This is a genomic window from Acinetobacter sp. B-6 (genome assembly GCF_056930735.1).
This window is the reverse complement of sequence record NZ_JBXPBY010000005.1, coordinates 158,698-180,005: the sequence shown is the minus strand read 5'-3', so window position 1 is coordinate 180,005 and position 21,308 is coordinate 158,698. Positions and strand designations below refer to the sequence as shown.

At 35.9% G+C, this 21,308-nt stretch carries 16 protein-coding genes, 4 tRNA genes and 1 pseudogene; 12 read left to right on the top strand and 9 right to left on the bottom strand.

What is annotated here, in order from left to right:
- Positions 1-30 precede the first annotated feature (30 nt).
- From AC1Z3T_RS08330 to AC1Z3T_RS08320, 3 genes and pseudogenes are all read right to left on the bottom strand, one after another.
- Entirely contained in the window at positions 31-3,009 is a 2,979-nt protein-coding gene (locus AC1Z3T_RS08330) for a reverse transcriptase domain-containing protein (protein WP_419320677.1), read from the bottom strand.
- 57 nt (positions 3,010-3,066) lie between these two features.
- Positions 3,067-4,341: a hypothetical protein gene (locus tag AC1Z3T_RS08325; RefSeq protein ID WP_419320675.1), complete on the bottom strand. Its 1,275-nt coding sequence runs from the start codon at positions 4,339-4,341 to the stop codon at positions 3,067-3,069.
- A gap of 193 nt (positions 4,342-4,534) precedes the next feature.
- Positions 4,535-4,675: pseudogene (locus AC1Z3T_RS08320) on the bottom strand (transcription elongation factor GreB); the annotation flags it as partial.
- A gap of 564 nt (positions 4,676-5,239) precedes the next feature.
- Between AC1Z3T_RS08320 and AC1Z3T_RS08315 the strand changes: the two are divergent.
- Complete coding sequence (locus tag AC1Z3T_RS08315) at positions 5,240-6,349, top strand: MltF family protein (RefSeq protein ID WP_419320673.1); 1,110 nt, start codon at positions 5,240-5,242, stop codon at positions 6,347-6,349.
- 159 nt (positions 6,350-6,508) lie between these two features.
- Here AC1Z3T_RS08315 and AC1Z3T_RS08310 read toward each other — a convergent pair whose 3' ends face one another.
- The gene (locus tag AC1Z3T_RS08310) at positions 6,509-6,892 is read right to left on the bottom strand and encodes an SCP2 sterol-binding domain-containing protein (protein ID WP_004828485.1); all 384 of its coding nucleotides are present in this window, start codon (positions 6,890-6,892) and stop codon (positions 6,509-6,511) included.
- A gap of 225 nt (positions 6,893-7,117) precedes the next feature.
- The gene (gene ttcA / locus AC1Z3T_RS08305) at positions 7,118-8,026 is read right to left on the bottom strand and encodes a tRNA 2-thiocytidine(32) synthetase TtcA (protein ID WP_005030632.1); all 909 of its coding nucleotides are present in this window, start codon (positions 8,024-8,026) and stop codon (positions 7,118-7,120) included.
- A gap of 507 nt (positions 8,027-8,533) precedes the next feature.
- Between ttcA and AC1Z3T_RS08300 the strand changes: the two genes are divergently transcribed.
- Together AC1Z3T_RS08300 and htpX are read left to right on the top strand one after the other, a co-directional pair.
- Positions 8,534-9,406 (top strand): lytic transglycosylase domain-containing protein, encoded by an 873-nt coding sequence (locus tag AC1Z3T_RS08300; protein WP_171066805.1) that lies wholly within the window; start codon positions 8,534-8,536, stop codon positions 9,404-9,406.
- Between the two features lie 343 nt (positions 9,407-9,749).
- Positions 9,750-10,655 carry a protease HtpX gene (gene htpX, locus AC1Z3T_RS08295; RefSeq protein WP_004828480.1) on the top strand — a complete coding sequence of 302 codons (906 nt, stop codon included), beginning with the start codon at positions 9,750-9,752 and terminating at the stop codon, positions 10,653-10,655.
- A gap of 122 nt (positions 10,656-10,777) precedes the next feature.
- Here htpX and AC1Z3T_RS08290 read toward each other — a convergent pair whose 3' ends face one another.
- The 3 genes from AC1Z3T_RS08290 to AC1Z3T_RS08280 form a co-directional block, all read right to left on the bottom strand.
- On the bottom strand, positions 10,778-11,131 hold the full coding sequence (locus AC1Z3T_RS08290; protein WP_004828478.1) for a bleomycin resistance protein: 354 nt from the start codon (positions 11,129-11,131) through the stop codon (positions 10,778-10,780).
- A gap of 53 nt (positions 11,132-11,184) precedes the next feature.
- Complete coding sequence (locus tag AC1Z3T_RS08285) at positions 11,185-11,766, bottom strand: DUF4112 domain-containing protein (protein ID WP_100884681.1); 582 nt, start codon at positions 11,764-11,766, stop codon at positions 11,185-11,187.
- A 161-nt stretch (positions 11,767-11,927) separates the two neighbouring features.
- The gene (locus AC1Z3T_RS08280; RefSeq protein ID WP_100884680.1) at positions 11,928-12,959 is read right to left on the bottom strand and encodes a L,D-transpeptidase family protein; all 1,032 of its coding nucleotides are present in this window, start codon (positions 12,957-12,959) and stop codon (positions 11,928-11,930) included.
- Between the two features lie 518 nt (positions 12,960-13,477).
- On the opposite strand from AC1Z3T_RS08280, the gene pyrC reads away from it, so the two are divergent.
- The 9 genes from pyrC (at position 13,478) to AC1Z3T_RS08235 (ending at position 20,356) form a co-directional block, all read left to right on the top strand.
- Positions 13,478-14,512, top strand: a complete 1,035-nt coding sequence (gene pyrC, locus AC1Z3T_RS08275) for a dihydroorotase (RefSeq protein ID WP_042086700.1) — start codon at positions 13,478-13,480, stop codon at positions 14,510-14,512.
- The gene (rnt, locus tag AC1Z3T_RS08270) at positions 14,497-15,156 is read left to right on the top strand and encodes a ribonuclease T (RefSeq protein ID WP_005030644.1); all 660 of its coding nucleotides are present in this window, start codon (positions 14,497-14,499) and stop codon (positions 15,154-15,156) included. Before pyrC ends, rnt begins: the two co-directional genes overlap by 16 nt.
- Positions 15,157-15,176: 20 nt before the next feature.
- Positions 15,177-15,252: transfer RNA gene (locus tag AC1Z3T_RS08265), tRNA-Glu, on the top strand.
- Positions 15,253-15,398: 146 nt separating this feature from the next.
- Positions 15,399-16,826, top strand: a complete 1,428-nt coding sequence (locus AC1Z3T_RS08260; protein WP_049044521.1) for an amino acid permease — start codon at positions 15,399-15,401, stop codon at positions 16,824-16,826.
- A gap of 333 nt (positions 16,827-17,159) precedes the next feature.
- A tRNA-Glu gene (locus tag AC1Z3T_RS08255) sits at positions 17,160-17,235 on the top strand.
- Positions 17,236-17,569: 334 nt separating this feature from the next.
- Entirely contained in the window at positions 17,570-19,000 is a 1,431-nt protein-coding gene (locus AC1Z3T_RS08250) for an amino acid permease (RefSeq protein WP_004828467.1), read from the top strand.
- Positions 19,001-19,130: 130 nt separating this feature from the next.
- Positions 19,131-20,015, top strand: coding sequence for a lipase family protein (locus tag AC1Z3T_RS08245; RefSeq protein WP_483396570.1), 885 nt, complete (start codon positions 19,131-19,133; stop codon positions 20,013-20,015).
- Positions 20,016-20,163: 148 nt separating this feature from the next.
- Positions 20,164-20,239 (top strand) — tRNA-Glu (locus AC1Z3T_RS08240).
- Positions 20,240-20,280: 41 nt separating this feature from the next.
- Positions 20,281-20,356, top strand: a tRNA-Glu gene (locus AC1Z3T_RS08235).
- Positions 20,357-20,468: 112 nt separating this feature from the next.
- Here the strand turns inward: AC1Z3T_RS08235 and AC1Z3T_RS08230 are convergent.
- On the bottom strand, positions 20,469-21,065 hold the full coding sequence (locus AC1Z3T_RS08230; RefSeq protein ID WP_100884677.1) for a YiiX family permuted papain-like enzyme: 597 nt from the start codon (positions 21,063-21,065) through the stop codon (positions 20,469-20,471).
- Between the last annotated feature and the right edge of the window lie 243 nt (positions 21,066-21,308).

Sequence of the window (21,308 nt, the reverse complement as noted above, 5' to 3'; positions counted from 1 at the left end):
TAATCTCATTTTAGTTTACTCAAAATTTTATTATCTATTAAGCACTGATTCACAATCATAACCTGGAGGTAAATGTTTAAACATATCCTTTGTATTTGGCTTAGATTTAAATTGAAAATCCCTTAACTCTTTAATACACAATTTTGTAGTCAATACACATGAATTTTCTCCCCCTTTAACATAGAGGAGGGTTTTACGAGCTGTTTCTGTAGGTCTTAAGATACATGAACCACCATATTGGGAAGTATTTGCTTGAACAGTGTAACAATGTAAATCCCTTACTGAAGACTCCAATATATGTTGATAATAATTAGTATCTTTGTTCCAGACACAAGCGATTAAGAGATCTATTTCTGATTTAAATAAAATTCTATGAGTAATATCAGATAATTCAAAGCAATTATAAGTCGTAAAAGAAATACCTCTCCATGAAGTTTTATGATAGTAAGCTTTAGGATATATTTCTAAATTCCCAGGTTTTATTCTTAAGCTTTCGAGTAAATCAAGTTCTGATGGAGCATAATGGTTTTTTATTCTTGCACTTACAGCACATGATTTATATTCGCCTGAAACCTTAAATGGTAAAGCCTCAATTATTAAATTATACGCTACATTATTATTAACCCAATGCTCTAACCCAAATACCAACCCTATTTGATGCCTTCTAGAAAAAGCTATCATGAAGGGTAACCAACTCACAGGTATAGCAACTTCAGGCATGATCAACAAGTCGGATTTTTCTTTTAAGGCTGAGTTAAGGATGTTATATAGTTTTTCTTGTCGATTATAATTTAAATTTGGTCTTTTATCTTTTCTAATAGCGGCGGCAATATCACTTTCTTTTATCTCTAAATTTGCAATCGCTAAAGTAATAAATTCATAATGATTACGTTCACCAACTTTGAGATGTGACTTAATAATATTTGGATGAATATTATTTTTTTCATCCGTTAGTAATTCAACTGGAAAATTTGTACAATGACTTCTATCAGTATATTCTTTAATTGAATCATTAAACCATTTATTTAATTCAATATTTTTACCTAATGCATCACCCAAATGTAAAAGTTGCCATTCATCAAAGTGAATAAATCTCGGTGAATATTTAATTTTAAATTCAACTAATGATGGAATAGGTTCGTTGAGAAAAGTTTTTTCACAAGTTAAATCACCATCATAATTACAAAAATTTGCAAGAGGCCATGCAACTAGGTGATGCCTAATTAAATTTGCTTTCCTAAATTGCCAAGAAAATTTATGCAAATTCGAACCATAATCTATTAAATTATATTTGAATTGATTAGGCTTTAAAAACGCAGATTCTTCATTCAAAGTAAAAAAAAGACCACTTTCTTTTGGAAATTCCCGAATATCCAATAAACCTAATGTAAGTGCTAGAGAAAGCTCATTATATAACTTTAAATCACTCTTTAGCTTTTCTGAGAAAGGTGGGGATGCCTTCCTACTAATTGGCATAATTCCTATTATTTTTTCTATTTCTAAGTTAATATATTTATCAAAATATTTAATAAATTCAAAATTTTTTATAATTATCCCATATTGATAAATCTTTTCCCACAACCTGAAAAAACTTAGTGCATTTTTCCCTTTAAAAAATTTTTTTAGTTGAGGTATAACTGTATCCTCATGATTCGTTTTACAAAGCCTATGAGCTGAAATATGGCTAGATAAATATTTTGAAAGTTCTGTTTCATTTTCGGCTAAACCAATAACACTACGTAAGGTATTAGCTGATCCATCATATAAAATATCATAAGCGAACCGATCTAATTCCCTTTCCAAATGATCACTTGGTAAAAATTTGAAAGCACTACTTCTTTCATCTAATTCATTTTTAAAAAGATCTAGTCCAGCTTGACTATGATCTTTATCATAGAACTGTAAAATCAATTTATCCTTTTGTATTGGTAAATCGTTACCTTTAATTGTAATTATATAATTTTCATTATGTATATCTTTCTGAATTATACCATCAAGATAATCATGTATAAAAAACTCTATTGGATCAACACTATTAATCTTAGGCCTTTTAAAAACCATTATTATATCATCAACATAGCGCCCATAATATTGAGGCCTAACACGATCACTAATGTATTCATCAAAATTTGATAGATACCAATTAGCTATAATTGCAGAAGACGCAAATCCAATTGGAATACCACTTTTATTTTCACAACGTCTATGAGTTCGTTTTATCTGAGGTAAAATAATGTCCCTATATTGATTAAAAATTTTTTCAAGTAATTTGTTTAATTTTAAAGTAACTTCTAATAATTCTATTTTATCAGCATAAAAATTTCTAACTTCATCTGAAATTTCAACAAAATTAATATCTATATGATAGTAATATGATTTTAAGTCAAGTGATAACAGCGCTACATCATCTCCTGTTTTTGCTGTATTTGATGCTATATTTATTGCTTGATCTCGCCAAGAATTGTATTGAACTATATATCGTTTGAATAGCTCTTGCCCACTTATAGAATCAGAATGATTTCCATACTTGAAGACTGATTGATGTAATCTATTTCCATAACAATCCTTGTTGAGAATATTTTCTAATGCTGGTCCAACAAATAAACACCAAAGAATTTCTATAATATGAATTTCAATCGGTGCTTTTATAAAATAATTTACATTTGAAACTTGATAGTTTAATGAATCCTTTACATTGCTTATAAATAAACCATTATTACTTTTGTTATATTCTTTCTGCTTTTCTTCTTCAGCTCTTTCTATCGTCTTTGGTAACAGATGATAATCAATCTTATGAAGCCATGCCTCTAAAATCTCATTTTCTGCGAAATGATGATCTTCAGTTTTTATGACATTTAAAATAGTTTCAAATATTTCATTCATGTTCTCTGATTTTTTTTCTTCAAAACTAGCTATACGTTGCTTCAAAAAAAGATTCAAATTTTCATGATACGCATAATTTTTTAGGTATAAATAGGCCTTTTCTACATGACCAATGTTTAGATCCATACTAAAAAACCATAATTAAATATACAAACTATATTCTACATTTCCCTTAAGAAACATTCAATTACCATAATCTTTGCACCATAAACTTAAAACTTCCCTTGGTGTAAATTCATTCCATCTTTTGTAGTTACCAATCACATACGTACTTACAAACAACTCTATTTCAGAGTAAACCCAATTATCAGGTAAATTACGTGGGTACTTAGGAGCTATATTTTTCGATTCTAGGTAATTCAAATATGATGATATGTGATGTGGAAAAACATACTCACTACTAAACCTTGACCGATTACGTTCTTTAAACTCCATATCATACAGTTCAGAAGCTGCAAGCTTCGCTTGATAGAAAATTATACTCCATACATGTTGTAAATCGTATTTCTTTAACATACGGATTAAATCAAGTTCTAATGCATTGTTTTTCTTAATTGGGATATGACGTTGTCTACAAATAAAATCAATTAAAGCATAGACTTCCTTCAACCTTTTCGTAGTTATAAATTTCTCTATATGCTTCATATCTTTAAGTTTTATTTCATATGACATAATTTCATTATATAATTTTATGATCCAATCATGCCTTGAACTACATTTTTCTGGAAGAACAACCACAATATCGTTATAAAAATTCAAGTTAAGATTTTTCTTAAGTTCTCGTAATGTATCAAAAGCTAAATATGATTGCAGAGTATCTGAAGTATTTCTCAATTCATTTTGCAATAACATCACATCATCATAAGTATTTGATATAAAAATATATCCTTTATCAATAATACTTTTTAGAATATATTCTAAGCCATTAGCTTCCAATGCTTGAAAGTCTTTCCAGTTGTTGGGATGAATTAAATTATCATCTGTGATTTTTAACTTCGTCGTAAGAAGTACATATAAAAATATTTTTTCCAGATAGTCCAACTCTTGATAAGGACATTCAAGATCATATTTTTGTTCCAATGGAATAGAATTTTGGAAATTTGAAAGCTGTTCCCTCACTTGTGAATCAATATTCTCTCTTTTGCATGCATCACATATTAACTGTTCTTTAAACCAATCTTCTTTGTCAAAATTAATATTTCTTCGATGGTCAATTTTAAATGTTCTTTTACAAATACCGCAGTCAAGCAATGCCGTAAATTTCAAATGCCCACAGTTTTTGACAATATTGTGAAGTTTCGACTCAGACTTGAATTGGTATTTTGTGATTAGATCTTTGAGACTGAATATAAATTTACGTCTAGGGTAATCATTAAAAGCCCAGTAATCTTTTAACAATTCAGCGTTGAATTCTTTATAACCTAAATTCTCAATCAGATCATATTGTAACTCAGTCATCTCACGAATCCTGTGGTTAAAGTTTAATCAACTCACTTATGATTAAAACTTATACAATATTCTTCATGAAATTCAAATAAGAAAAATAGTATGTTTTCCATAGTACACTAAATTAGTATATATACTATTTTTATTGTTATGTTTTTTAAGAGTAATTCTTTTGATAGTACAAAAAATGGGGATATATATTATCATCCGCATTTTCAGATCGGTCACCTAGACTGGCAGCCCATGTTACCTTTTTAGTTACTTCTGGTCGTTCCTCACGCCAAAGTTGTTGCAGTTCTGCAACCAATAAATCATGTCCCGAACGGGTGATTAAATTAGATTTCATGATTTAAAACCATTTACCATAGATCCGCATTGAGATACATTTTTAAAAAAATATTGAGGTTCGTCTACTGCCAACCCATAAAAATTCTGAATATCGAAACTGATTTTTAGTACAAATGTGCTGTACATTTTTACCTTGCTTGAATCCATAAATCAAAAAAAACTCATATAAAATCCTTAACTAAATTTTTATCAATGACGGTCTAACTTAACTTACATTCGGTACATTTGCTTACAGTTTTTTGATTTTTTATTTCAAAACATTTTCAGCATAAATTCAAAAAAAATTAACACTTTTAAATCAATAGCTTAAATATTATTTTCTGATCATTTTTTAAACAAAATTTGACAGATAAAAAAACTGCCGATATTATGCGCACATGTTTTATTAGCTTACTTTTTTAATTTTGTAGTTTTTCTGCAAAATCTTTCAATCCCACATGTCATTTTTTGAATGACGTTCATGACTGCCCACCCTTATTGAATTTACCAACTGTAAGAAGTCTGTAGGTACTTTTGTGCTTATTACTTTTTAGGGCAATAAATTACTTGTAGCGGAGACAACATGCACAGTAGTTCAACCTCTGGGTCGAGGCTTTGCCTTAACTCATTATTTCGTGCTCTTCCAATTAAATGTTTAGTTTTATCCACGGCGTTAATTCCTTTCAGTATTAATGCCAGTAAGAACAATCAATACAATGCTGTAGTTAATTCAAGTAAATTGACTGTAGTCGCTGTTTCCAATCCGAGTATTGTATTTAAGGATGGACAGTATAAACATGGCTTCGGCTATGACTTAGCCCACAATTATGCTGAAAGCTTAAACGTGAAGCTAGAGTTTAAAACAGTGGCAGATAATGCGACTGCACTCAAGATGATCAATCAAGGCAAAGCAAACTTTGCGATCACCACCGCAACGATGCAAAGTATCGAAGCACAAAATCTCACTTCGTTTTCAGCTACATGTGGTGATTTCAATAGTTTAAAAAGCAATGGCTTAAATACCGATATCAATTGGGTCTTTAAGCAAGCTGATGATCCACTCACAGCAACGGCAAGCGGTTTTATTTGTCAAAGTAAACAAAATGGTGCAACCCAACAATTGGCATCATTTTATAATCGCAATGTGGTTAAGAAAGATGATTGGAATACCATTCAACGTGATCTAAGTACGCGTTTACCGATTTATAAAGCCAGTTTTAAACGTTCTGCGCAACAATATGGTTTAGATTGGCATCTGCTTGCAGCTATTGGTTATCAAGAATCATATTTAAAACCAGACTCTGTTTCTCCCACAGGTGTTCGCGGTTTAATGATGTTGACCAACAATACTGCAAAAGCAATGGGTGTGAGTAACCGTAACGACCCAGTACAAAGTATTCAAGGTGGCGCAAAGTATTTTGATATGATGCTGAATCGCTATTCTTACATCCGTACACCTGACCGTCATTGGTATGCATTGGTTGCCTATAATATGGGACCGGGTGCTGTTGAAAGTATCCAAAAGCGTATTAAAGCACAAGGTAAAGATCCAAACGATTGGATGAACCTTTACAATTATTTAACACGCCACCAAAGCAGTAATGGTCGCTATAAACAAGCAGTGCAATATGTCACACGTATTCGTGCATATTTAGAGCACATCAAAACGACACCGCGTTTGCTTGAAATCTAATACAGTTCGTCACTGGGCTGGCTACTGTTTAATATTTAAAACTTTTGCCATACATCAATATCTGATCTAACTATCGTTGAGATTGTTTTTCAATCGACTGAAATGATCAGACAAAAAAAAGCTTACTCATCGAGTAAGCTTTTTTTTGTATCAAGAAAATTAAGCAGTTTGCTCTAATACTTTCTTAAACAAATCTTTTTGTTCTTGGCTAGGCTTAGCAGTTTGTAATGCCATTAATTGAGACATATCACCTTGAACTTTGATTTTACCTGTCATGAACGCTTGCATCGCAGCAGCCATATCAAACTCTAGGAACACTTTACGAAGCGTCTCAGCATCCATATTGAGCGTCGTTTTGGCATTTGCAGAACTACCTTTAATGATTTTACCACCATCCAAAGCAAGCTCTGTGTTGCCATCTGCATCTGCAACAACCAAATTAATCGCTAAACCAGAAAGCGCTGGTGGCAAGTTTAAATCACCTGCTTCAGCAGTTAATTTTTCAACATTTGCAAACCAATCATCAGTTAAAAATGCAGGCATGTTCATTCCTCAAATTATTTATTCAATTTATTGTGCTATCTATCCAGACAACATCAGGGTGAAGCAGTTTTGCTTGCCCAATGTTATAGCATGATAATTTCAATTTGGGCTAAAGTTTTTTGTACGGACTGTTCATGTTTTATTGGTTTTATCGTTTTATTTTTTAAAATCAGGCACTCATTTCAATATGAGTACCCGATTTGTTCAAAAAATTGGCAAAAAAGATCAGTCTGCCGCAAAACTCAAATTCACCACATCCAAGCGTTTTTTCATTTCTTCGGTGTCACATTTCATATCAAATTCACGCTCTTCATCCAATTTTTCAAAATCGAACAAATCACGGTCTGCTAATTGTGAAGGCGAAACATTTTGTAATGCACCAAAAATACTGTGTAAACGTTTTGGATATTGTTTGTCCCATTCACGCAGCATGTCATTCAGCATTGCACGTTGTAAATTTTCCTGAGAACCACACAAGTTACATGGAATAATCGGGAATTTACGAATTTCTGCATATTTGATGATGTCTTTTTCTTCAACATATGCCAACGGACGAATCAGAATATTCTTTTTGTCTGAAGACAATAATTTTGGAGGCATGGCTTTTAAGCTGCCACCATGAAATAAATTCAAAAAGAAGGTTGCAATGATGTCATCACGATGATGTCCAAGTGCTACTTTGGTTGCACCAATTTCTTGTGCAAAGCCATAAAGCGAACCACGACGCAAACGCGAACATACAGCACAATAGGTTTTGCCTTCTGGCGTTAAACGTTTAGTGATGCTATACGTGTCTTTTTCCAAAATATAATAAGGAATATTATTTTCTTCCAAATATTTCGGTAATACGTCTTCGGGGAAACCTGGTTGTTTCTGATCTAAATTGACTGCGACTACATCAAAATTGATCGGTGCAATGCGTTTAAATTGCAACAAAATATCCAACAAGGTGTAACTGTCTTTCCCACCAGAAACACAGACCATCACCTTATCGCCTTCCTCAATCATTTTATAGTCACGAATGGCATGACCCACCTGACGGCGAAGTTTTTTCAACAGACGATAATAAGCTGAACTTGTTGGAAGTTCTGGTTTGAAATTAAATCCTTGCTCGGACTCAACTGGCGAGAACATAGACGAGATTGACCCATAAAAAAATACTGGGCAATTTTATCTGATTTGAACGTTAACCGCATCTAAAGATTTTTTTATTTTGCATCAATTTTTATTTGGTCATCTTTCTGACTTATTCTTCGATTTAAAATAGACGGCAAAGTTCATTTTTTATCCAAAGTGCTTATCTTTTGGACTTTTCCACAGTTTTCCACAAAACCTGTGGATAAAATTGTGGATTCTTTGGGGCTTGACATAGATTCCTATCGCAATGATGGGCATTTTCCTTAAATTGATCATTTTTTAACCACTATATTTTTTATATATTTTTCAATAGATTACCTTAGTCAATAGTTATTTTTCAAAAAAAATATAAAATTTTTTTTGCTTAATATGCCAACAAATAGCACTTGCATTTTTTTAATTGTATTGTTAAAACTCAATTCATAGTTTTTCTTGTCCAATAACTTTGATAAACTCCAAAATGAAATTGGGGAAATATATTAATTACTACAAATGAAAAAACGAATGAAAGGTTCTGTGTTGTCGGTTTTAGGGTGTATGAGTATCTTCTCATTGGCACCTGAAACGTTTGCAGGTCAAATTTACTTCTATAAAGATCAAAACGGCACGACCTTACTCACCAACCGAAAAAATAATGATAGTTCCTTACAAAAAATTAAAGTGACCTATTATAAAGACAGTAACATTCACAGTTATAGCAATTGGGGAAGTTCAGAGTCCTCAGTATTGCCCAGTTACAGTAAAAGCCGTAATGCATTTGATAGCATTATTCGTCAAGCCGCTCAAACACATGGCGTCTCCGAAGGTTTAATTAAAGCTGTGATGCATACTGAATCAGGATTTAATTCAAATGCACGCTCTCCTGTAGGTGCGCAAGGTCTGATGCAACTCATGCCTGCAACCGCACGTCGCTTTAACGTGTCTAACTCCTTTGATCCACAACAGAATATTTTTGGCGGGGCTAAATATCTAAGTTGGCTAATGAAGCGATTTAATGGTAATACCACATTAGCTTTGGCTGCCTATAATGCAGGAGAAGGTAATGTTGACAAATATGGTGGCATCCCCCCATTTCGTGAAACACAAGACTATGTAAAACGTGTCACCAGTCGTTTAAACAACTTGTATGCTGGCGGTTTGAACCTCTCAACCAATGGTAATGTCAGCACTGGACAAATCATTGCTCAGTCTAATGCAAATGATTTAAATAATCCTGATCCTGCACCAACCATCAACAATACATCGAGCATTCAACCTGTAAAGTATAATACTCGCCCCATTATCATTGCCTCAGATGGGACTTATACTGATGCACCTGCTGGATCCTATTCAACCGCACATGCCAGTGCAACTGCAAGGATCACCATAGGCAATTAGTTTGCTTAAGTCGGTGCTGTTTGTTGGTACATGAGCGACGAGATGATTTAGTAAAATTTATGGCTCAAATGTATAAATCAAGTCGTTAAATTGAACAATTACATTTTCTAAACAAATCATTGAAAGTTATTATGATTTCTCCTATATAGAGAATTTATTTTTATCTGACTCAATTTTTTAGATAAATTTCTGATCGACTATCCCTATATCTGAAATTTTTTACTTTTTCAGCGTATAGGTTTTTTCAATGATTCTTGAATTTTAATCTCCTAAACCTCATATTGAAATTCATGATTTATTCGCATAAATCGTATTATCGATTATTTATAAGAGGATTCTCTCCATGATGCGGATTGGTTTGTTTTTGCTAACCAACCTCGCGGTACTGGTTGTAGCTGGCATTATCCTATCATTATTAGGTGTTGGTAGTTACCACGGCGCTGGCGGTCTTAAATTAGGCAACCTGATGGTCATCTGTTTTGTCTTTGGTATGGTGGGATCTTTAATTTCCCTCTTTATGTCAAAGTGGATGGCGCTGAAAACAACAGGCACTGAATTAATTGATCCGAATGCTCCTCGTAACCAAGCAGAAGTTTGGTTATTACAAGAGGTTGCTCAACTTTCTCAACGTGCTGGTATTAAAATGCCAGATGTTGGTATTTTCCATTCTTATCAATCAAATGCTTTTGCAACGGGTTGGAACAAAAACGATGCGTTAGTATCGGTTTCAACAGGTTTGCTTGAACGAATGAATAAAGATGAATTACGCGCTGTACTTGCCCATGAAATTGGTCACGTTGCCAATGGAGACATGGTAACTTTGTCTCTGATTCAAGGTGTGGTCAACGCATTTGTCATGTTCTTTGCCCGTGTGGTCGGTGACTTTATTGACCGTAACGTGTTTGGTCGTGAAGATGGCGAAGCACCTGGATTGGCTTATTTTGCCATTACCATCGTACTTGATATTGTCTTCGGTATATTGGCATCGGCGATTGTGATGTGGTTCTCACGCTATCGTGAATACCGTGCCGACGAAGCAGGTGCTCAGCTTGCAGGTAAAGAAGCCATGATTTCAGCATTATTACGTTTACAAGCTGAATCTGAAATGCCAGATCAAATGCCAAAAGAAATGAAAGCATTTGCAATTACGGAAGGTAAGGAACAAGGCTTTAGTTTGGCCGCTTTATTCCAAACTCACCCAAGTATCGAACAACGTGTTGCAGCTTTACGTCAATTAAATCTACCTTAATGGTAAATTAACATATTTACTTTCTTATTCTCCCTTAAACAACAAAGCCTCCAATTTGGAGGCTTTGTTGTTTCCGAATAAATCATTTTTTTGAATGAATAGATTCAATAAGAAATAGTTCACTAACTCAATTGAATACAGCGAATAAGGCTACCATTTGGGTCAACCACACAAAACATATCAATTTCTTCTAAATATTGAATCTCGGTCATCCGTGCATCTGGATATTGTGTCCAATCCAAAGCGTGCCAAAAATGAAATAAATCTTGCATAACATGTGTTCTTAAACAAGCACTGAACCAGGATGCTTTTGGATCCAATTGAGGATGATGGAAGAACTCTAAAATCAAACTGTCTTTGGTTAAAATCATCCACTGGTCAGACTGATAATCACATTGAAAACCCAAGAATGCGTAAAACTTACGAGTATGATCAAAATCAATCGCAGGAAGGTTTGCCGAAATATAATCTTGCATGATCACCTCTGTCAGTGCATCTATGAATGTTCATATCAGTTTAAGCAGTGCTGTTAGGTTTTATAGCTCTGATACCAATCCCACAACATATTTACACCCAGCCACATGGCAATTGCAATCAATATCAATACCACCAAGCCCAAAATATCAGGGATATGAATCCAAATCCATGCGACAACAGGGTTGCGCCAAAAGGCAGAATGCTGCTGCTTTTGTTCTAATTTTTCATGCAAAAAGGGATGAACAACATGGTCATCTGAATGGATCTGATACTCTGTTTGAATGTGATCATGCACGATATCTAACGCTTTACGACTGGGGCGAATAAAAATATCAAACAATGTTCCCGCAATAGGAATACAGCCAACAATACCATCCATGATTGCAAGCTTTAACACACCATTTAACTTGGCTTGGGGTACACCAATTTGCTTGGCTTTATACACCGCATAACAGGTTAAAATAAAGCCCGCCACATCACCTGCGATTGGAATGGTACTTAATGCAGCATCAGCTCCCACACCTTGTTTGGTAAAGGGAATACGCACCACTGAATCCATCATATTGGCAAACTTCGCCAAATCACGTTCCAGTTTAATAACTTCTTGAGTAGATAATTTTTTTTCTGTACCCATAAAGATGACGTTCTTCTAACAATAGTTAATTGTTGCATCATAGCCAATCTATACATGATGTTGTGTATATTTTTGATATACAGCAACAAATCGCTAAGAATTAGATAAAAAAGCGACCTATACCCCACGGCATAGATCGCTTTTAAACAACATCTGGGACTTTAATCTAAAAACTTCACCACAGTTCCGGGTTGAACTTTACGCCCCAAGTCATTGGCATCCCAGTTGGTGAGACGAATACAGCCATGCGATGCCGTCTTCGAGATTAATGATGGATTTGGAGTTCCATGAATTCCAAAGGTCGGTTTGCTTAAGGCAATCCACATATTACCAACGGGACCATTTGGACCAGGTGGCAGAGCCAATTTCTGGCGATTACTGCCTTGTACAAAGTTTTTCGGGTTATATCCATACACTGGATTTGGTGCTACTTTTATCACTTTATGCGTCCCTTTGGGAGACGGTGTCCCTGACCCGCCAATCGTGGCAGGGAATGAAGCAATCATTTGATTTAAATGATTATATAAATACAGTTGGCGCGCCGGCTTATGTGCAATAATCAGCGCAACATCTTGAGGTAAGTCATTGCGAACAATTGGAACATTGAGCGTTTCACCAACTTTCTTAAAGTTAGCATGTGGGTTAATTTGCTTTAAGAAATCTTCATCAATATGAAATTTCTCACCGAGCATTTCAGTTACACGGGTATAGTAAAGCCCCGGCATCTTAGCTTGCAGAGCATAATTGCGTGGAATCGATTTAGCATAAGGACCTTTCAGGTCTTGAGCGGTAATTTGATAAGTACCAAATGCCGCAGTTGTTTGATTTTTTAACAAACTGTCCCACGTTAGCTTATCCAGTTCACCACTAATCGGTAACCCTTTAATTTGTTGATAAGCAGCAATGGCTTTTAAGAAATTTTTACCACTCTTAGCATCAATCGGTCCCGGTGATGCATGCAGATTATTTAACATCACTTGCGCGCGCGCATAGGCAGGAAACTGCCCTCGCCCCAGATTGGTTGACCAAGTGGCATTATTGATACTATTTAATGACCAATCTTGTTTTGAATCTGCTTTAATGGCTTCTTGGTTTTTTTCGCTTTTCACATTTTGTTTGGCAAATGTTTGGCTTTGAATACTTAAACCAGTCAGACATAGTATACAGATAAGACTTGGCAGAAACTTGCCCATATAAAACTCGCTATCTACTTAATTTTATCATTCATTTCTCTAATAAACCATGTAATATCAGATACATGAAGAATATTAATTGAATACCCTAAATTTCATTTTAATAAAGCTTATTGATCATTTTCACATCAAAAATTTAGAACTTATTTTATAAAGTCAACCGTATATTCATTAACCCTGTTCAAATAATGTGTATTATCAGTTTAGCTTTGTATGACTTCATTATCGTTTTTTAAGTAAAATATGCAATAGCACAGGCTGACTATTTCAGTTTTTAAATTCTCTTTTTAAAAAAGAATTAAAATTAACCAATTGAAAATTTTAACAAAGTTTTGAGGTACAATTTTATTTCATTAGGGTTAGCATTTTATCATGACAAGTCTATGACCGAGATGTGCAAAATATAGACTTTAGATTTGTTTTTAATCATTTAATTTGAATTATTGATTAGAAATAGCTGTTATCATTTTAAACTGTTATAGATTATCATCTCATTTATTTTGTAAGTCAGAATTGCCTTGAATACGATCACATTGCTTCAGCCCGATGACTGGCATGCCCATCTCCGTGATGGTCTTGCTTTAAAGCGTACAGTTCCAGATCTCGCCAAACAATTTTCCCGTGCGATTTGTATGCCGAACTTGGTTCCACCTGTAAAAACTGTAGATGAAGCCAATGCTTATCGCGATCGTATTATGGCACATGTACCTGCAGGTCTAAATTTTGACCCACGTATGGTACTGTATTTTACTGACCATACTTCGCCAGACGAAGTTCGTAAAATCAAAGAATCTCAATATGTAAATGCCATTAAACTTTATCCTGCTGGTGCTACCACCAATTCGGATAATGGCGTAAGCGACATCCGCAAAGTCTATGCAGTGATCGAGCAACTTGAAGAACATCAAGTTCCTTTACTGTTACATGGTGAAGTGACTCATCATCATGTGGATATTTTTGATCGTGAAAAACGCTTTTTAGATGAAGTGCTTTCACCTTTATTAAAGCAATTTCCAAAATTAAAATTAGTTTTAGAACATATTACCACCAGTGAAGCAGCACATTTTGTACTCGAACAGGATCGTAATGTTGCAGCAACCATCACCCCCCAACACTTATTATTTAACCGTAATGACATGCTGGTCGGTGGGGTTAAACCGCACTTCTATTGCTTACCGATTTTAAAACGTCAAACGCATCAACAGACATTGTTAGAAGTTGCAACTAGCGGAAATCCTAAGTTTTTCTTGGGTACAGACAGTGCGCCACACTCTAAAAATGCCAAAGAAAATGCATGTGGCTGTGCAGGTTGTTACAGTGCTCCAACTGCTATTGAACTGTATGCACAAGCATTTGACCAAGTGAACAAAATCGAACGTCTTGAAGGTTTTGCCAGTCTCTTTGGTGCAGACTTCTATGGTTTGCCTCGCAATACAAATACGATTACTCTTGTCAAAGAAGAACAGGTAATCCCTGAAAGTTTAGATTATTTGGATGGTGAACAGATTATTCCACTTTATGCTGGAAAAACCATCCAATGGAGAAAGGTGTGACAACTGAAACATTACCTGTGATTGGACAACGATTTCGTGGCTTTTTACCCGTCGTTGTTGATGTAGAAACAGCAGGTTTTAATGCAGATACTGATGCATTGCTAGAAATAGCATGCATCCCGATTGTGTATGATGCTGAAGGCAAATTTGTTCCTGGTGAAGCACATCATGCACATATCAACCCCTTCGAAGGCGCAAATTTAGATCGTCGTTCATTAGATTTCATTGGTATTGATCCGTTTAATCCTATGCGTATGGCGATGGCTGAAGATGAGAAAACAGCTCTTAAGCGTATTTTTAAAGCAGTGAATGACGTGCGTCGTCAACAAAATTGTACGCATGCAGTCTTGGTTGGACACAATGCTCATTTTGATTTAGGTTTTTTAAAAGCGGCGATCGCTCGTACAGGGACAAAAAATCAAAATCCATTTCATAGCTTTTCAGTCTTTGATACAGTCACATTGAGTGCCGTGATGTTTGGTCAAACTGTCTTAGCAAAATCATGTATTCAAGCTGGAATTGAATTTGATGGTCGAGAAGCACACTCAGCATTGTATGATACACAGAAGACGGCTGAACTGTTCTGCTATATTTTGAACAAACTCGCTCCTCACTTACTTGACACTTTGATGGCGGATCAATAAGATAGCGCCATCTTCTAAACGACCCTATCGTCTAGAGGCCTAGGACATCGCCCTTTCACGGCGGTAACCGGGGTTCGAATCCCCGTAGGGTCGCCATATTTTCTCTCCTTCGCAATACCATTACTTAATTTTAGTCATTTCAATTTTTTTCTTATACTTTACGCCTAGTTATTTCATTTTATTTTGTGAATTTTCACATTTTAATCTAAAATATTGATTTAGCATTCTCAGTTACATCAAATATGCAATCTCCCGATCAATCGAATCAGCATCTCAATGCTGATGGACAGTCTTTTGTCTTAAAAAGATCCATGACCAAACGACACCTGATTATGCTGTCTCTAGGTGGTGCTATCGGCACAGGTTTATTTTTAAGTTCAGGCGAAGTCATCGCTCAAGCAGGTCCGATTGGTGCTGTGATTTCCTATATCATCGGTGGCTTAATTGCATACATGGTCATGCTATGTTTAGGTGAATTGGCAGTGAATCAACCCGTAACAGGATCTTTTGGTGCATTTGCTGCCAAAAATATTGGTCCCGGTACAGGTTATATGGTCTCATGGATGTACTGGTTAGGCTGGTCTGCAACATTAGGTACGGAGTTTACTGCCGCTGCGATGCTGATGCAGGAATGGTTTCCAACCACCTCCATCTGGCTATGGACCTTAATCTTCATTATCGCGGTACTGATTTCCAACCTCACTTCTACTCGTTTTTTTGCAGAGTCTGAATTCTGGTTGTCCTTCGTCAAAGTGGCAACGGTTTTGGTCTTCATTCTGTTAGGCTTGGCAGCGATATTTGGTTTAATTCCATTTCATGGCTATGAATCTGCACCTTTATTCAGTAACTTAACCTCGCATGGTTGGCTGCCCAATGGACTATTTCCAATCTTTGCCACCATGCTGATCGTTAACTTTGCATTTAATGGCACAGAAATGATCGGTATCGCAGCAGGCGAAACAGAAAATCCTGAAAAAAATGTACCGAAAGCAATTCATGCTGCCGTCTGGCGTTTGATGATTTTCTTTGTCGGCACCATTATTGTGATTAGCTCATTATTACCCTATCAAGATGCTGGTCTTGCCGTACATGGTGAAGGTATCAGTAATAGTCCATTTGTATCGGTATTTAATTTAATCGGTATTCCTTATGCAGAAGACATCATGCGTTTTGTGATTATCACGGCACTCTTGTCTACAGCAAACTCGGGACTCTACGCTGCTTCTCGTATGATGTGGGCACTCTCAGTTCAAAAACAATTACCACGTATTTTTTCTAAATTGACCAAATCAGGTACGCCTGTGATCGCCATTTTAGTGACCATGATTGGAGGCTTACCTGGGTTATTATCAGAACAGTTCGGTGCTGATGTGATTTTCAAAAACTTATTAGGCGTGGCTGCATTTACCATGGTCATCGTATGGATGAGTATTTGCTGGAGTCAATTTAATTTCCGTCGCAAATGGCTTGCTAGCGGAAAGACCTTAGCTGATTTGAAATTTAAGACACCTTGGTATCCACTTGTACCTATCTTAGGTTTTATCACTTGTACCGCAACAGGCTTAAGTATGGCAGCCGACCCTGAAATGCTTTCAGGCTTTATTGGATGCTTGCTCTTTATGGCGATCTGTTATGTGACCTATTATGGTCTGTATCATCAGAAAGATTAATTCATCCCTGAGCTTATCAAGCACCCGTGCTTAAATAGGTGCTTGAAATCAAGCTAAAAGTCAGCATTATTATGGCATTTATGAGATTCAACAATGATGGATACACCCAGAATTCAATCCATATGATTGTCTATCCATAGATCGTGAATTTTGATTTTTTTAATTTTAACGTCATCACAATTTTAATCGTCAAAACCAATCCAATACTTTATTGATTAAATTGCATGCTGAAAGAATAATAATTGCTGAAGGATTCACCAGTTAGCATATTTTTCCATAAATCTGTTTTGACAAAAGTGCCGTTTGTTATTAATATACGCATCACCTCATCACGACCCTATCGTCTAGAGGCCTAGGACATCGCCCTTTCACGGCGGTAACCGGGGTTCGAATCCCCGTAGGGTCGCCATATTCGAGTAAGTTTTTTTACATGAAACTTCTCATAAAAAAACCTGAGCAATATGACTCAGGTTTTTTTATATCTATTGATTTTCAAATGCTTAAAAACACAACAATAAGACCATTAGAATAATGCGTTTTATTGAACAATTGAACTTTCACTTATTAAAATAACGCGAGCAATATTAAATATAAACAATTGATTTAAATTAAAAATTAATAAAAAGTTAAAATGATAAAAATTTATATTCTGGATTATTGCCGATTAAAACCACTCAGTCATTGCACTATTTCGCAATTGGACTAAAATAGCGCGCTTCTTGTTTTATTTCCATTAGAAGCTTATGCCGTCATCACCAATTCAAAATGATGCTCAAGTATCATCTAATTCCTCACCACTCAAACGAGCAATGAGTACTCGTCACTTGGTGATGATTTCGCTTGGTGGTGCAATTGGTACAGGGCTTTTTTTGGGATCTGGTGAAGTCATTTCACAAACAGGTCCAATTGGTGCCATCCTCTCTTATATTTTGGGCGGTGTGATTGCATATATGGTGATGCTTTGCTTAGGTGAACTCGCTGTACATATGCCTGAGTCTGGCTCATTTGGTACTTATGCACAGCGCTATATTGGTCCGGGGACTGGTTATACCGTTACATGGCTGTATTGGCTGACATGGTCAGCGACCTTAGGCACTGAATTCACTGCAGCAGCATTATTGATGCAAGAATGGTTTCCACATATTTCGATGTGGTTATGGACACTGATTTTTGCAGCAATTGTGTTTGGCTTAAATATGAGCTCAACCAAATGGTTTGCCGAATCTGAGTTTTGGCTATCACTGGTAAAAGTGATTACCGTTATTGCATTCATTCTTTTTGGTTTGCTGGCGATTTTTGGTCTACTCAATTATCAAGGACACCATGAAGCACCCTTATTTAGCAATTTAACCGCTGAGGGTTGGTTTCCACAAGGCTTATTCCCGATCTTTACCACGATGTTGATTGTTAACTTTGCCTTTTCTGGGACAGAGTTAATTGGTGTTGCTGCAGGAGAAACTGAAGATCCTGCCAAGAATGTACCTAAAGCCATCAATACGGCAATTTGGCGCTTGTTGATTTTCTTTGTCGGTACCATCATTGTGATCAGTGCATTATTGCCACATCAAATGGCAGGACTACACGCTGAGGGCGTAAGTAGTAGTCCTTTCGTTACCGTATTTGATCATATCGGTATTCCTTATGCAGAAGATATCATTCGCTTTGTAATCATCACTGCATTGTTGTCTGCGGCGAATTCAGGACTATTTGCTGCCTCACGTATGATGTGGTCACTGTCAGCAAAAAAACAACTTCCAGCAATATTCTCAAGAGTTAATGCACGTGGTATCCCTTATATCGCAGTGATTGTAACGATGTTTGGCGCACTGCCGGGCTTACTTTCAGAACAATTTGCACCTGAAACCATTTTTAAAAATCTATTGGGTGTTGCTGCTTTCACAATGGTTGTGGTGTGGATGAGTATTTGTCTAAGCCAATTTAATTTTAGACGCCAATGGTATAAACAGGGTCATAGTAAAGCGGAGTTAGGTTTTGCCGCACCGTTGTTTCCGATCGTACCCATTTTGGGTTTTGTATTCTGCTTAATTACCTGTATTAGTATGGTGTTTGATCCTGAAATGGTGGTCGGTTTTATCTGTTGTTTAATCTTTATTGCTATTTGTTATATCAGTTATGCATTCTTATACAAATCTCAGCATGATTCGCAGTCTTAAATAAAAACAGTTTCTATTTTTCAAATCAAAAGTGTGGCAATTGCTACACTTTTTGTACATTTGGTCATAGTCAAAAAAGGTTTAAGCTCGTAAATTAAATTTATAAATCTTATGTTTGATCACAACAGCAATGAAAATTATTTTTATTCATGGCATGAATCAACAAAATTATAATGCTGATAATTTGAAACAACATTGGCTTGATATTTTTCAACAGGGTATCAATGAACTTAAACTTGCTATTTCAGCCAAAGAGCTTGATATCAGCCTGCCCTTTTATGGTGATTTGATCACTAAGCATCAACTCAGCAATCGCTTTGATCTAGATGCTTTCTTACCTAAGTCATGGATTAATTTTCATTTGCACAAACATAGCGCAACTGCGCCATCGACAGTTTTAAATACAGCGCCAACCATTCCAATCTTGCCTTACTTTATGCCTGAGCATGAGCTAAAACTGTCAAAACGGCTGTATTTGGCTTCTCAGTTATTCAAAGACAAAGCACTTAAAGAATTTTCTGTCATTTTAAATAACTTTCCTAAACTGCATGAAAGTCTGATCCATAAGTTTTTGATCGAAACTTATTTATACTTAGCCAATCCTCAATTCATGGATGAAGTTCACCAAAGGATTTTAGCAAGTTTAGAAGCAGATCAAAGCCATGTTATCGTTGCGCACTCCTTAGGCACCGTGATTGCGTATAACCTTTTGCAACAACTATCACCTCAGTATAAAATCCAACGCTTCATTACTTTAGGCTCTCCCCTGGCATTTAAAGTCATTCAGTCCAAACTTACACCGCCAATCCAAAGTCCTACTTGCTTAAATGGAGATTGGCATAATTTTTACTCTCCTGATGATTTCCTCACGGCTTTTCCTCTGGTCAATGCGCCTTTTGACTTTCAACCTGCCATTTTAAATACATCTATTTCAACATTTATCCATTCCCCGCACCAGATTGCAGGCTATTTACAGCATCCTGCTGTGATTAAAAATATTGTAGAAGCCCTTTAAAGCCATTTGGCTCGATTTCATTGATACTTTGCATGATTTTTGTGTTATTGCTTTGTTTTTATACATATAAATCAAGTTTTCGCTTTTATTGTAGAAAAAGGTTTGACACATCTCTGTATTCGCCCTAATATACGCCCACCTCTGAAACGACCCTATCGTCTAGAGGCCTAGGACATCGCCCTTTCACGGCGGTAACCGGGGTTCGAATCCCCGTAGGGTCGCCATTAATTTGATGGTTTCGTTTCAAGGTCTGCCTCAATTTATTGACCCTATCGTCTAGAGGCCTAGGACATCGCCCTTTCACGGCGGTAACCGGGGTTCGAATCCCCGTAGGGTCGCCATATTCGAGATTGTTTTTGCAATAAAACGTCTCATAAAAAACCTGAGCATCATGACTCAGGTTTTTTATTGTCTGACTTTTTATATCTCTTTATTTTTGCCAACATCCCAATGTTATCGTACATCAATCAATTGCTTTGAATTAAAAAGTTTACTGGGTGCAATTACCATTTCATTCAATGGAATATGTTGACGATATCTTTGTTTCATCAAGGCTTTGACACGTGGATGACTAAGATCAAAGCTGGATAGCTTGTCCAATGGTGCTAGTTCTATTGCTAAAGCTTTTTTATACGCTTTCCAGACCAGCTCTGAACAATAGATTGCATTGTCTGACCACTCAAAATAAACATCATAGGGCTTGTTTAAATAAGTTTCTGCTTGCTGAACTAGTTTTTGTTGTTGTGCAACCGTAAGTTGAGTTCGATAACGTTTGACGCTATAGCTTTGATTTACCCCACGGTTAATCCATTGTTGGAGTGGTGTATACTTTACAGGCTGAATCGCTTCCAAAACCCAAGTCTGTCCATTTTTTAGTACAATCATTCCCATATGGCTGTATGGTGAATGTGTAGCTTGCTGAATTACAAGACTTTGAGCTGATTTAGAGGTATGAAAGATCACATCCCCTGTTTGATATGTTGTGGCATAACCAAAACTGGGATAAAACAAGATCAATAGCCATAAAAATTTTAATCGATTTAAGTGCATATTTTTCAATATTATTTTTAAAACATCATGTCGTGAATCTAACAGAGATCATTAGCTTTGCAAAAGTGATCAACAGTAAAGACAAGAAAATAACCTGAATTCGATATAAAAATTTTGATAGTACATGATACTCGGAAACGTCATCCGCAACTGTTTGAGGTAGGGCTACTTCTATAAGGTATTGTTTCTGCGACTGATTAAATATGTTGCTGGTGGTTGACGAGTTTTGCGGTGAGCAGCGAT

Coding starts and splice junctions, on each gene's coding strand:
- AC1Z3T_RS08330 (WP_419320677.1), bottom strand. CDS start 3,009: ATGGATCTAAACATTGGTCATGTAGAAAAGGCCTATTTATACCTAAAA.
- AC1Z3T_RS08325 (WP_419320675.1), bottom strand. CDS start 4,341: ATGACTGAGTTACAATATGATCTGATTGAGAATTTAGGTTATAAAGAA.
- AC1Z3T_RS08315 (WP_419320673.1), top strand. CDS start 5,240: ATGCACAGTAGTTCAACCTCTGGGTCGAGGCTTTGCCTTAACTCATTA.
- AC1Z3T_RS08310 (WP_004828485.1), bottom strand. CDS start 6,892: ATGCCTGCATTTTTAACTGATGATTGGTTTGCAAATGTTGAAAAATTA.
- ttcA (WP_005030632.1), bottom strand. CDS start 8,026: ATGTTCTCGCCAGTTGAGTCCGAGCAAGGATTTAATTTCAAACCAGAA.
- AC1Z3T_RS08300 (WP_171066805.1), top strand. CDS start 8,534: ATGAAAGGTTCTGTGTTGTCGGTTTTAGGGTGTATGAGTATCTTCTCA.
- htpX (WP_004828480.1), top strand. CDS start 9,750: ATGATGCGGATTGGTTTGTTTTTGCTAACCAACCTCGCGGTACTGGTT.
- AC1Z3T_RS08290 (WP_004828478.1), bottom strand. CDS start 11,131: ATGCAAGATTATATTTCGGCAAACCTTCCTGCGATTGATTTTGATCAT.
- AC1Z3T_RS08285 (WP_100884681.1), bottom strand. CDS start 11,766: ATGGGTACAGAAAAAAAATTATCTACTCAAGAAGTTATTAAACTGGAA.
- AC1Z3T_RS08280 (WP_100884680.1), bottom strand. CDS start 12,959: ATGGGCAAGTTTCTGCCAAGTCTTATCTGTATACTATGTCTGACTGGT.
- rnt (WP_005030644.1), top strand. CDS start 14,497: ATGGAGAAAGGTGTGACAACTGAAACATTACCTGTGATTGGACAACGA.
- AC1Z3T_RS08260 (WP_049044521.1), top strand. CDS start 15,399: ATGCAATCTCCCGATCAATCGAATCAGCATCTCAATGCTGATGGACAG.
- AC1Z3T_RS08250 (WP_004828467.1), top strand. CDS start 17,570: ATGCCGTCATCACCAATTCAAAATGATGCTCAAGTATCATCTAATTCC.
- AC1Z3T_RS08245 (WP_483396570.1), top strand. CDS start 19,131: ATGAAAATTATTTTTATTCATGGCATGAATCAACAAAATTATAATGCT.
- AC1Z3T_RS08230 (WP_100884677.1), bottom strand. CDS start 21,065: ATGCACTTAAATCGATTAAAATTTTTATGGCTATTGATCTTGTTTTAT.